At 35.0% G+C, this 13024-nt stretch carries 11 protein-coding genes; 8 read left to right on the forward strand and 3 right to left on the reverse strand.

Features of this window, described 5'->3' with window-relative positions:
- The first annotated feature begins 349 nt into the window (after window positions 1–349).
- On the forward strand, window positions 350–772 hold the full coding sequence (ndk, locus tag ACFIME_RS06720; RefSeq protein ID WP_375617673.1) for a nucleoside-diphosphate kinase: 423 nt from the start codon (window positions 350–352) through the stop codon (window positions 770–772).
- Between the two features lie 334 nt (window positions 773–1106).
- On the opposite strand, the gene pgsA is transcribed toward ndk, so the two are convergent.
- From pgsA to ACFIME_RS06735, 3 genes are all read right to left on the reverse strand, one after another.
- Window positions 1107–1688: a CDP-diacylglycerol--glycerol-3-phosphate 3-phosphatidyltransferase gene (gene pgsA, locus ACFIME_RS06725; protein WP_273723320.1), complete on the reverse strand. Its 582-nt coding sequence runs from the start codon at window positions 1686–1688 to the stop codon at window positions 1107–1109.
- 72 nt (window positions 1689–1760) lie between these two features.
- Window positions 1761–3740: an excinuclease ABC subunit UvrC gene (gene uvrC / locus ACFIME_RS06730; RefSeq protein ID WP_375684695.1), complete on the reverse strand. Its 1980-nt coding sequence runs from the start codon at window positions 3738–3740 to the stop codon at window positions 1761–1763.
- A gap of 384 nt (window positions 3741–4124) precedes the next feature.
- A complete protein-coding gene (locus ACFIME_RS06735) occupies window positions 4125–4988 on the reverse strand; it encodes a 23S rRNA (adenine(2030)-N(6))-methyltransferase RlmJ (RefSeq protein ID WP_375633113.1) in 864 nt (287 codons plus the stop codon).
- Window positions 4989–6630: 1642 nt separating this feature from the next.
- Here ACFIME_RS06735 and tatA point away from each other — a divergent pair.
- From tatA to yajC, 7 genes are all read left to right on the forward strand, one after another.
- Window positions 6631–6933: a twin-arginine translocase TatA/TatE family subunit gene (tatA, locus tag ACFIME_RS06740; RefSeq protein WP_375612915.1), complete on the forward strand. Its 303-nt coding sequence runs from the start codon at window positions 6631–6633 to the stop codon at window positions 6931–6933.
- A 55-nt stretch (window positions 6934–6988) separates the two neighbouring features.
- Complete coding sequence (locus ACFIME_RS06745) at window positions 6989–7429, forward strand: twin-arginine translocase subunit TatB (protein WP_375680419.1); 441 nt, start codon at window positions 6989–6991, stop codon at window positions 7427–7429.
- Complete coding sequence (gene tatC, locus ACFIME_RS06750) at window positions 7426–8208, forward strand: twin-arginine translocase subunit TatC (RefSeq protein ID WP_375680420.1); 783 nt, start codon at window positions 7426–7428, stop codon at window positions 8206–8208. Before ACFIME_RS06745 ends, tatC begins: the two co-directional genes overlap by 4 nt.
- Before the next feature lie 61 nt (window positions 8209–8269).
- Complete coding sequence (gene serS, locus ACFIME_RS06755) at window positions 8270–9547, forward strand: serine--tRNA ligase (RefSeq protein ID WP_375684696.1); 1278 nt, start codon at window positions 8270–8272, stop codon at window positions 9545–9547.
- 133 nt (window positions 9548–9680) lie between these two features.
- Complete coding sequence (locus ACFIME_RS06760; RefSeq protein WP_273791164.1) at window positions 9681–10340, forward strand: protein-L-isoaspartate(D-aspartate) O-methyltransferase; 660 nt, start codon at window positions 9681–9683, stop codon at window positions 10338–10340.
- Window positions 10341–10495: 155 nt separating this feature from the next.
- The gene (locus tag ACFIME_RS06765; RefSeq protein ID WP_375680422.1) at window positions 10496–11677 is read left to right on the forward strand and encodes a peptidoglycan DD-metalloendopeptidase family protein; all 1182 of its coding nucleotides are present in this window, start codon (window positions 10496–10498) and stop codon (window positions 11675–11677) included.
- Window positions 11678–12363: 686 nt separating this feature from the next.
- Window positions 12364–12816 carry a preprotein translocase subunit YajC gene (gene yajC / locus ACFIME_RS06770; protein ID WP_375633099.1) on the forward strand — a complete coding sequence of 151 codons (453 nt, stop codon included), beginning with the start codon at window positions 12364–12366 and terminating at the stop codon, window positions 12814–12816.
- Window positions 12817–13024 lie beyond the last annotated feature (208 nt).

Below are 13024 nucleotides of genomic sequence, written 5' to 3' on the forward strand. Positions count from 1 at the left end.
TATGGTGAGGCACATTATATTAAAGGGCGTAAAACAAAACAGTCCCTTCAGGGTATTTTAGGTGTACGCTATAGTTTCTAACGATATGGTTATTTTTTGATTGATTTCAATGATAATTTTGATAGGAAGCATTTAAGATTATGAAAGAGGATTCAATATTTATTGAGATTCGGTAGCGCATCTTTATGATGGGATAAGCAATTGCAGGTATTTTTATTAAAGTTTTCTTTATAATTTATTCTATGTTTATGAGAATTTGTGTAGATTTTTGCAGAGTCACTTGGCAAAGGGCTCCTTGCTCGCTATAGAAATGGCTAGAGAATATTATAAATGAAATAAAGGTGGTTAAATGGCTTTAGAGCGTACTTTTTCGATGATTAAACCAGACGCAACCCGTCGTAATTTGACTGGCGCAATTACTAAAATGCTTGAGGATGCGGAGCTACGTGTTATTGCGTCTAAACGTGTCTGGATGAGCAGACGTGAGGCTGAAAAATTTTATGCTGTTCATAAAAAACGTCCTTTTTTTAGTGAATTGGTTGAATTCATGTCTTCTGGTCCAACCGTTGTACAAGTTTTGGAAGGTGAAAATGCAATAGCTAAAAACCGTGAAGTAATGGGGGCTACGAATCCTAGTGATGCAGAAGAAGGGACAATTCGTAAGGTTCATGCTTTATCGATTGGCGAAAATTCTGTCCATGGATCCGATAGTGCTGAAACGGCAAAAACAGAAATCGCCTTTTGGTTTCCTGAGGTAGAAATTGTTGGTTAATAAAGCGTTTATAATAATAAAGCGTATATAAGAAGCAAAAATCCGAAACACTATATTTCGGTTTTTTGCTTATGAGATTATAGATTTTTTTGAAAGCATATGGAGCATTAATCGTTTTTTTAGCTTTTAATATTGCAGCTGCTTTTACGAAAATATAAAGCCTATTTACTGTTTTCTGAAGAGTTTTTATCTACACGCTACCCTTACTTGTAATGTGCAAAAAAGTGTTTTATTGATTTATCATTAATAGATTTAAAACAAATCAATCTTATGCTATTCCCATCTTTTATTTAAGTACAAAAAGATAAATCATCATTATAAAATTCCATACTATTCATAGGATAACGTGTTTTAAACCTGCACGAAAATAATCCCACCCTGTCCACAATGTAAGGAGGGCAGAAATCCACAGCATAGTAATGCCAAACTCTACTGTGTAAGGGAAAATTTTATTACCGGCTGGTCCAGCTAAAAGAAATACAATAGCGATCATCTGTACAAAAGTTTTCCATTTTGCAAGACGAGAGACAGGAACACTAACTTTTAACTCAGCCAAATATTCACGTAATCCTGATACAAGAATTTCTCTGCAAAGAATGATAATAGCTGCCCATAGTGTCCACCCAGCGATGGTACTGTCTGCGGCAAGCAAGAGCAGACAAGCAGAGACGAGAAGTTTATCGGCGATTGGATCTAACATGCGACCAATATTGGATGTTTGTTCCCAAATACGAGCAAGGTAACCGTCAAGAAAGTCAGTAATGGATGCAACGATAAAAATGGAAACAGCAATCCAGCGAGTGATATCACTTGATTGTAGTCGCCCTTCTAAAAAAAAGCATGCAACAACCATTGGGACTGCAACAATTCGTGCATAAGTTAAAATATTTGGAAAAGAAAAAGTATGATTTTTCATGGAGCCATTTTTAATTCTTGTGAAAGAGAATATATTTCCTAAACGTAACAAGGCGAAGGTTATGAAACAAGCCTATTTTTCATGAAAATGGTTATGAATTTTTTGTGCAATTGTCATAGAGATTCCCGTAACTTTTTTTAAATCTTCAAATGAGGCACTAGCAACAGCTTTGGCACTTCCAAAATGATGAAGCAACGCACGCTTTCTTGTCGGACCGATATTTTCGATTTCATCAAGTGGGTTTTTGAATGTTGCTTTTTTTCGTTTTATCCTATGAGTTCCAATCGCAAAACGGTGTGCTTCATCACGCAGACGTTGCAAAAAATAGAGGATAGGATCACGTGGAGGAAGTGTAAAGGGGGAAATACCTTTTATAAAAAATCTTTCACGTCCTGCATGACGGTCAACACCTTTGGCGATTCCAACAACTGTGAAGAGATCATTTAATTGTAACTCAGCAAGTATTTCATGTACGCTGTTGATTTGTCCTTCACCACCATCGATTAAGATAAGGTCAGGCCAAATGGGAAAAAGATCATCATCTTTTATGTCATGACTTCTATTTGGCAGATCATACTCTTTGATAAGGCGTGAAAATCTTCGTTTAATCACTTCTTTCATCATGCCAAAATCATCGCCAGGCGTGATATCTGTTGAGCGAATGTTGAATTTTCGATATTGATTTTTAATAAATCCCATTTGACCAGCAACAATCATAGCCCCTACAGCATTTGTTCCCATGATATGAGAATTGTCATAGACTTCTATCCGGCGTGGAGGAAAAGGTAGTTGGAATGTTTTAGCAAGACCTTGAAGCAATTTTGTATGGGTGGCTGTTTCAGAAAGCTTATGTTCAAGTGCTTCATGAGCATTGAGATAGGCACGATTAACAAGAGTTTTCCGTTCACCTTGTTTGGGTAAAGAGAGGGATACTTTGTGGTTTGCTTTGAGACTAAATGCTTCTGTAAGAAGTGCTTTTTCTTCAATTTCTTCAGATAAAAGGATACTTTTGGGAAGTGGTTTATTATCGTAAAATTGGGCAAGAAAACTCGCTAAAATTTCAGTGCGGGAAAAAGAGGGATCTGCTTTAGGAAAATAGGCACGGTTTCCCCAATTTTGCCCCATGCGAAAAAAGAACACTTGAATACAAGTCATTCCTTCTTTTTGCGCAATTGCAAATACATCCGCTTCTTTTATCGTTTGAGGATTAATACCTTGATGGCTTTGTATGTGAGAAAGGGCTGATAAGCGGTCACGATAGGAAGCTGCTTGTTCAAAATCAAGATTTTCTGCGGCTTTATGCATAGCTTGAACCATATCGCTTTTAATAGATTGATCTTTTCCCGAAAGGAACGCTTTTGCTCCTTTCACCAGTTCTTTATAATCACTGTCACTAATTTCATGAGTACAAGGTGCAGAACATCGCTTAATTTGATAAAGCAAACAGGGGCGTGTACGGTTTTCAAAAACTGAATCAGTACAGGTTCGTAATAAAAAGGCGCGTTGTAAAACATGAACTGTTTGTGTCACTGCACCAGCAGAAGCAAAAGGACCAAAATAGTGAGCTTTTCGTGTTCGAGCACCACGATGTTTGTAAAGTGCAGGCACTCGATGATCATCTGTAATCATAATATAAGGGAAACTTTTATCATCACGCAGGAGTACATTAAAATGTGGATGCAATCTTTTGATGAGATTGGCTTCTAAAAGGAGTGCTTCTGTTTCTGTATGGGTGACGATAAATTCCATATGATATGTTGCACGAATCATGCGGGTAATACGATTATTGTGTCCTTGTTCACGTGTATAGTTTGAAACACGTTTTTTGAGATTACGGGCTTTGCCAACATAAAGAATATCACCATTTTCACCAATCATCCGGTAAACCCCAGGCTTATGCGGAAGGTGTCTAACAAACTCTTGTATGAACTTGATACCCTGGAATTGATTTTGCTCATTGCTTTGATTGGCATTATGCCATGTAATATTAGAGAGAAAAGAAAGATTTTCCCGTTCATTTTGCGGATAATTTGTATTATTTTTCAGGACCATTCCGTTTATTACGAATATGTTGTTTGTTTAATATATGAAATATTCTTTTTTATTAAATAATGATTATTCATGTCTTTATAATTTTTTTCTATAAATAATATCTTATAACATAAGAGTATGATTTTAGAGAGCCGATCTTTCATAAAAAATATGAGAGTTGTTATTCTAAAACAGCTTTATGAATTTGCCTAATTTATCCATTAAAATGATTGAAATAAGAAATCCATAATGATTAAGAGGATAGGCTTTCTAAAAAAATAATTCACGCTGATCGTTATTAGCTTACTACTATAATATGTTGGTATTATTCAAAGAACTTTATCATTCAAAGTCTTTATATCTTACAACATGATATTTGATTTAGGAAAAATATCAGAGAAAGATCTAAAATAATAGATGTTCTTTTTGAAGCCACTTATGAGTTATTTTGGCATTTTCATCTTGTCCAAGACGGTTGATAAGAAAGGGGCTGAGTTTTTTCATTTCTTCTTCCAAAAGGTAGGGAGGGTTAATAATAATCATACCACTTCCATTCATTGTCGGTGGACTTGAACTTTTTCGGATACGCATTTCAAGCTGTAGAATCTTAGGAATTCCGGTTTGATAAAGCGCGTGAAGAAAACTTTCAATTTCTTTGTCATATTTAACAGGATACCATAAAGCGTAGATCCCTCCAGAAAAGCGACGATAGGCTTTCGTTAATCCCTCAATAAGGCGGGAAAACTCACCAGCTTTTTCAAAGGGAGGGTCAACAAGGATAAACCCACGTTTTTCTTTTGGTGGTACATGAGCATTTAAGGAAAGCCAACCATCTAAATGCAGAACTTTTGTCTGATAATCTCCTGCAAAGTTTTTTGCTAAAATATGATAATCTTCATTGTGCAATTCTATTGCGGTGAGGCGATCTTGTTTCCGTAATAATTGACGAATAAGAACAGGAGATCCAGGATAAAATACAATTTCTTTTTCCCCTTTATTGAGGGCATCAATGATGTCACACCATGGACAAAGGAGTGTTTTTAAATCTTCTGGGATAGGAGTTGAAAAAAGTCGTTGGACACCTTCGCGCCACTCTCCTGTTTTATGTGCTTCTAAAGAAGAAAGGTCATAAATACCGATTCCAGCATGCGTATCTATAACGCGAAAAGCTTTTTCTTTGCGTTTGAGATATTCTACAATGCGAGTGACAATAATGTGTTTAAAAACATCAGCAAAATTGCCAGCATGATAAATATGCCGATAATTCATGGAGTAAACTCTATCATTATGTATAACTGTACCGGATTATTAGCATAGAATAATAGAATTGATATCCATAAAAATACTCTTGTAGAAATCAAACAATGCCCTCACCCCCCAATTATACACTACAGAAAAAATATTAATGTTATGGGAGCATTTATTCACAGAGCTATTTTATATAATGAGATTAATCGTTAAAATTTTAATTTTTTTATATGAAAGATAGACAAGAAGAGATCAAACATTTCAATAGAGATATTTATGTTGTAAGAGAATTTTTTATGATCGCGGACTCTTTTAGGAAAACTATAAAAAACACTCAATTAACGAGAATATTAGTGAAGTTTGTTGAAAAATTGAAGGGTATCTTTCAAATTCATTCATAAATTTGCTTGTTTAAAGATTAAAGAATTTCAAATGCTTGATAAAAACATTGTTACATTGATCAGTTTTTTAGCGAGCGTAAAATTATGGAGAGAGCAATAAAGTGCTGGTGTTATAGTGATAGATTTTTGTAAAAGTATGAATGAATCTCATTGCTTTAAGCGGAGCCAAAGCTTTACATTATACACGCTAAATGGCTAGGTTATTGTGTATGACGCTAAAATAAAACTTTTGAAAATTGATATGCACTCTGCAAGCTATTTCAATAAAATGAGAATTTTAAACTAAAGTAAATAGGTTTATTTATCTCTAACACTGTATTATCGAGCGGCTTTATAAGGAAATCTTATAAAAAAGGCGAGGATAAGAAATTCTTTTTACATGAATTATGCTTCGATGCCATGCTTTTGATTGAATATAATTTTCTATTAATGCCCATTCTGGTTTCAATACTGAGATAGGTTAAACACATGATATTATGAGAACGCATGCCCAGAATCCGGAGACTTGTAATAGTTAGAGCATGCCGTGGCTTAGAGAGCTGGTTATATGGAGGTATTTTACTGAATAAAGGCACAAGCTGGTACCTTTTTTATTTTTTAGCAGTATTGCCATACCTCTTGGCACTTGAGTTGGTTCATAAAGTACATTTTTACTCTTTCCGCTAATAGTTTTTATTTACACGACAGATAGTTAATTGAATACGATGATGGCTCATATTTCGTATTGTATATGGAATAATGGATGATAAAATTCCTACCCCAACGCAAAGAATAAATGTTGTGCGTAAGATGATCGTTTTTGAAGAGACCGATGATGTGTTAAGAAAGTTTTTTAGAGATTTTTCTTTCTGATTTTTTTAATTGAATACGTAAAATGTTTTACAGCATGTTATGATTTTTATCAGTAAAGGATAATTTGGCGGAAATGTTTGTAATGATACGTACAACATTGTTTAAAAGGAAAGACATTGGCTATAGTATTTACAGGAAGATGAGTAACCTAAGAGATCAGATGAAGTTATTTTAGAAAAGTTTTTAAGTGTTTTGAACTTTGTATGAAGTGGTTTATCATTTTTGAATGGTTTGTGTTATAATACGCTAAAAAAGGATGAGAGGATAAAAAGTTCTTTTTGCAATAAAAGCGTGTAATTGCTTTTAAGTTAAGAAGAAAATATATAAGTAAGATATTATATTTGATACATTCTTCAGAGGAAGCATGAATAAATGAAATCAAATTTAAAAGCATAAAGTTAGAGAGAATAATGGGTAATATTTTTTCACCAACGCATTTAATTATAATTTTATTGATTATCTTTGTGCTTTTCGGTCGCGGTAAAATTTCTGAATTAATGGGCGATGTTGCTAAAGGAATTAAAGCCTTCAAAAAAAATATGAAGGAAGAAGATGATAGCATTGAGGATAAAGTTGAAATGGCTCCTACTTCCCAAATGATTGATGTAGAATCTCAACAATCTCAGCCGTTATCGGTAAAACATGCAACAGCGCGCAGAAAGGTTTCTTCTGCTTCTAAAAAAAGCAAAACATCTGTTGCTAAAAAACAGTAACAAAAACGCAATCATCATTGTGCAATATTTTTTGATGAGAAAGTCGAATTAAGAGATGTTTGGGATTGACGGACCAGAGTTTATCGTAATCTTACTTGTTTTCATCATTGTCGTTGGACCAAAAGATTTACCTAAAATATTAAAGACAGTAGCAAAGATAAGAGCGTATGTGTATTCAACAGCAAATGAACTTCGTCATCAGTTTGATGATATAATAAAACAAATCGAGCGCGATGATTTGCAAAAAGTATGTTTGGATATTAGCGATTCAAGCAAGAAATTGGCAGAAACTTTTGATCCCACTCAAAATATATTAGAGGATATCCACGATAATTGGGATGTTAAGGAAACACATCATAAATCAAAAAAAGATAAAGAAATTTTGGAATGTGATCAAAAGGTAATCAAGAAAGATATGACAGTTTCTATAGCTTCTCATCATTCTGAAAACATTTTTGTTTCTCCTAAAGATAAAGAAAAAGAAGATGTGTCATGAATGTAAAAAAAGATGAAGTTGATGCTAATATGGCTCCACTTTTAGAACATTTAATTGAACTTCGTCAGCGAATTATTTCTGCTTTGGTTGCATTTATGATCGCTTTTATGATGTGTTTTCTTGTTAAAGATTATATCTTAAATTTTTTACTATGGCCATATCAGTGGGCAATGAAAATAGCAGGGGGTAACCCTGAGGGTATTCGTTTGCAATCAACGCAAGTATGGGAAACTTTTTTAACGAAGATGAAGCTTTCTGCTTTTGGGGGAATTATTTTATCTTTTCCCTATACGGCTTTTCAGTTTTATAGTTTTATTGCACCAGGGCTTTATAAAAATGAGCGGATGGCTTTTTTACCATTTGTCATTGGGGGGCCTATTTTATTTTGTATTGGGGGAGCGTTTGTTTATGGTCTATTAGCGCCAATAATACTATGGTTTAGCCTTTCTCAACAATTTCTTCCAGATGTTCATTTAAAAATAGAGTTTATAGTGCGTATTTCTGATTATTTGGGCTTTATGACATCATTTATCCTAATTTTTGGTTTGATTTTTCAATTACCTCTTGTCATCAGTCTTTTAACAAAAATTGGATTTTTAACGTCTCATGATTTGGTGTCTAAACGAAAATGGGCTATTTTACTCTCTTTTATCATTGCGGCAATCATAACGCCGTCGGATTTTTTTACGATGTTTGCAGTGGCTTTACCAACGATAGCACTTTACGAGATTTCAATTTTAATTGCTTACAGTATAGAAAAGAGAAGAAAATCCGCTTAAGAAAAGTGTATAATCTTATGCGATAAGGAATGAATAAAAACAATATAAATGAGGAATTTTTATGCTTGATATTAAGTGGATTCGTGACAATCCTGAGAAATTAGATAAAGCACTCGTAAGTAGAGGTCTTGAGCCACAAGCTGAAAGGTTAATACAACTTGATCTTGCACGTCGGTCGCATATTGCTAAGGTGCAATTGGCGCAGGAACGTCGCAATGCTGTTTCAAAGGAAATAGGACAGGCTTTAGCGGTATCGGATCAGCAAATGGCTGAACGTCTTAGAGCTGAAGTTGAAGAGATTAAAGCTTTTCTTTCCTCTGCAATAGTGGAAGAAAAACAGCTGACGGAGAGTCTTGAGAAAATTCTTTCAGCACTTCCAAATATTCCATTAGATGATGTTCCAGAAGGTAAAGATGAAAGTGATAATGTCGTCATTCGACATTTTGGTATACCTCCAACATTTAATTTTACACCAAAGGAACATTTTGATCTTGGTCAAGATCTCAAACAGATGAATTTTGAACGAGCTAGTCGTTTGTCTGGAACACGTTTTACAGTACTTTCAGGGGCGTTAGCACGGCTAGAACGAGCATTAGGCCAATTTATGCTTGATGTGCATGTCAATGAGAATGGTTACACAGAAGTCTCAACACCTCTTCTTGTTCGTGATGAGATTGTTTACGGAGCAGCACAATTACCGAAATTTGCTGAAGACCTTTTTCGTACAACAGATGGTCGATGGCTTATTTCCACAGCAGAAGTGCCATTAACCAATTTGGTCAACGATGAAATTCTTGAAATATCAGATTTACCACTGCGATTTTCTTCTTTATCTCCCTGTTTTCGTTCAGAGGCGGGAGCAGCCGGTCGTGATACGCGCGGTATGTTGCGTCAGCATCAATTTTGGAAAGTTGAAATGGTCTCGATTACCAGTGAAGAGCAGTCTTTAATTGAATTGGAACGTATGACGGAATGTGCAGAAGATATATTAAAACGGCTTGGTTTGCCTTTTCGCACAGTGGTTCTTTCTACGGGTGATATGGGGTTTGCAGCGCGTAAAACCTATGACATTGAGGTTTGGCTTCCTGGTCAAGAATGTTATCGTGAAATTTCTAGCTGTTCAGTTTGTGGAGATTTTCAAGGTCGTCGTATGAATGCGCGCTATCGTAAAGACGGCGATAAAAAATTGCATTTTGTTCATAGCCTTAATGGTTCTGGTACGGCTGTTGGACGTTGTCTTATTGCCGTACTTGAAAATTATCAACAGGCTGATGGATCAATTATTATTCCAGATGTTTTACAACCTTATATGGGAGGCATGCGCTGTATTACTGCTTAATTTTACGAAAGGAGAGACAATATGCGTTTATTGCCAAGAGGTGATGATACACAGACGCAAGTTTTTGCCATTTTAAAAGAAGCAGTTTGTCAGTGTGATAAAAGTGTACCTCCATTGGAGATTGAATGATACTATGGGGCAAAAGGGTATTTTACAATTTCGTGAGGAGTTAGCCGCTCTTGTACTGAAAATGCGTAGCAAAGGCATTGATGACGTGCGATTTTTTTCGGCATTAGAGAAAATTCCGCGTCAACAGTTTGTTGCTGCTCCTTGGTTCAATAGTGCTTATGATAATAAAGTTATTCCCCTTGAGTGTGGTGAATATATGGAACGTTTGGAAGAACAACTCTTAATTCTTTCGGCATTATCGTTGAAAAAAAGGCATCGTGTCTTAGAAATTGGTACAGGATCTGGTTTTTGTACTGCTCTTATGGCATGTCTGAGTGACCGTGTGACAACGATTGATCGTTATAAAACGCTTGTTGATTTAGCACGCCAAAAATTTCAAACTTTAGGAATTGAAAATATTGTTATACGGCAGATTGATGGAAGTCATAGCGTGACAGGCTTAGGATCATTTGATCGCATTCTTATTTGGCCATCACGGTTTGATGAACCAAAGGAATTTTTAGAACTTTTAGCTGAAAATGGAATTCTCATTCAGGCGATAGGACCTGACGAAGGGGTACAAACAGTGACGCGCTATACAAAAATTGGTAGTCGATTTGAGTGTTTAGAACTGTTCCAAGTGCGTTACCAACCTTTTATTAAAGGCATTGCGGAGATACTTTAATTTTTAAAAGCTAAGAAGTTTCTGCAAATTGTCTACGTTAAATTCATTTTAATCTTATATAAAGATATTTATGAATAAAACATCTCATTTTAACTCTTCGGTAATTTAAAAAAGCTTTAATGGATTGAGTTGATTATTGATGAGTGAGCAAAACGATGTATCTAAAAGCTTTGGATAATATTTTCCAGCATAATTTTCAGAGAATAACTTTTTTAGCGGTGGTAACTATTGTTGCTGGTTGTAGTTCTGGTACACAGCGTTTTTCCAATACGTTCTCTCATCGTACGGTATCATCTCAATCAAATATATCAAGCACTATGTATACAGACCCGCGAATGCTATCATACGGTAGTGGTATGATACAAAGCACTGAATTGCCACCTGTGGAATCAGGTGATGATTCGTGGGGAGATGACAATTCTCCCTATAATTTTCCACATCAAGATAGGATAACTTCTTCTGATGGTCGCGTTATGGGCTCCCCTCCACGTAATCTTGGAACACTTTCTCGTTCACAAATGGATAAATCTCCTATTTTTCGGCGGAATTCTTATATTGTCCAGAGTGGAGATACACTGCTCAGTATTGCACGACAAGTAGGGATTAGTGTTGAGGCATTAAAATTAGCAAATGGTATAAACAGCAATTCCATTTATATCGGTCAGGTCCTTGTTGTTCCAAGCAGGCGTACATTAGCAGCTTCAAATGCACACAATAATAACGATTGGGCAGTGTCAACAACAGAATCTGCATCCCAATCTCAAGTGATGTCCTCTATAAAAAACAAGAAGTCCTCTCCTATATATAAAGCTCCTGTAATAACGCCACCCTCTGCAAAGATGAACAAATCAAGCTCTGAGAAAAATTTTTCTAAACAGATGACGCAATTGAAATATGAGACTGGTTTGTCAAGTACTGTTACGAATACAGATAATATGATGACTCCGCAAGCCACAGGAATTTCTAAGATGCGTTGGCCAGTACGAGGGCGTTTATTAAGCCAGTTCGGTCAAAAAAAGGGAACAGTAATGAATCGAGGAATAGATATTGCAGTGCCTGAAGGGTCTTCGGTAAAGGCGGCAGAAAATGGTGTGGTTATTTACGCGGGAGATGGACTAAAAGAGCTTGGTAATGTTGTGATGATTCGACATGAAAATGATATTATCACTATTTATGGATGTAATAGTAAGCTTGTTGTTAACAAAGGACAAAGGATAAGGCGCGGTGATGAGATTGCTAAATCTGGTGTTTCAGGAAATGTTAAAACGCCACGTGTCTATTTTGAGATGCGTAAGAATTCATTACCTGTTGATCCCCTTAAATATTTAGAAAACTAATTTATTGATGACTTTTACATTTGAATAGTCTTACAGTTTATAGAAAATTAATGAAAAATAATTGATTTTCTTAAATCAATAACATTGCAGCAAAAAATCATTGGTTTTAGGAAAGTAGTTCGTTGGGGTCGGTAGATATTACCATTTTTGTATTTATGAAAGTGTAAGACAGTAGTATCATACTATTTGTCAGCTTTGAGTGTTTCAATTGCTCTTGCATTTGAGAGGAGCATGAAAAAAGATATTTCACGCCTTTCTTAAAAAGTTTTTATCTACAGGCTCATTTCATATGTGTGACGTGCAAGAAAATCGTTTTGATTAATTCAGAAGGTTTGAAATGAGAGCGTTTTATTGTATTTAGATCTGTCATTTGATATCAAAAACGATAAATTATCTATATAAATTAAAGTTTGTTCATTAGAAAAATTATCTTGTATAATTTATTGAGTTAGTGAAAAGATTTGTATTGTAGGATATACAATAGGGGAAAGTGAATCTATTTTTTAAGATTTTTCTCATTGTATTTTGGTATTCTGCCTCTTAAGGATTTATTGTATTTTTGTAAAGCTGTGATTAGATTATGTAGTTATTGCTTTTTATGATAAATTCTTTAGGAATTTTTTCTGTATCGGAATTTCATTTTAATAGAGTGGGAAATACCTGAGGTTTAACTATAGGAGATAAAAATGTTTATTACGAACGCTTATGCTCAAGTTGCAGGCGATGTTTCCGGTGGAATTTCATTTGCTAGCGCTGTCCCATTCATTTTAATTTTTGCAATTATGTATTTTTTTATCATTCGTCCACAGCGTGCCCAAATGAAAAAACGCCAAGAAATGCTTAATGCAGTACGTCGTGGTGATACAGTTATAACGGGTGGTGGTATTATCGGCAAGGTTACGAAGGTTCACGACGAGAGTGGTGAATTAGAGGTTGAAATTGGTGAGAGTATGAATATTCGTGTTATTCGCTCAACATTAGCTGATGTGCGCGTTAAAGGTGAGCCGATTGCAGAAAAAAAATCAAAACTTAATGCTAAAGCAAAAAGACCACAAAAGTCTAAATCTAAAACGACAACGAAAGAAGATATGAGTATCTCTAAAGAGAAAAAAGCTATATCAAAGGAAAATGCATCTTAAGGTGTAATGGCAGTTTATTACATTTTTTAAGCATTTTTATAAAAAGCTTGGCAAGATCAAGACAATTTCATTGAAAAAGGGGCTTTTATAGTGGCTACAGAAAATGGAGTTTTTGTTTTCTTTAGATGATTAAAATAGTTGTTTTATTTATGGAATATTACGCAATTTTTTCTGTTTTTAAAACAAGATCATTGTTTCTATAAAAAGA

Source organism: Bartonella sp. AP1QHHD (genome assembly GCF_042196265.1).
Taxonomy (GTDB): Bacteria; Pseudomonadota; Alphaproteobacteria; order Rhizobiales; family Rhizobiaceae; genus Bartonella.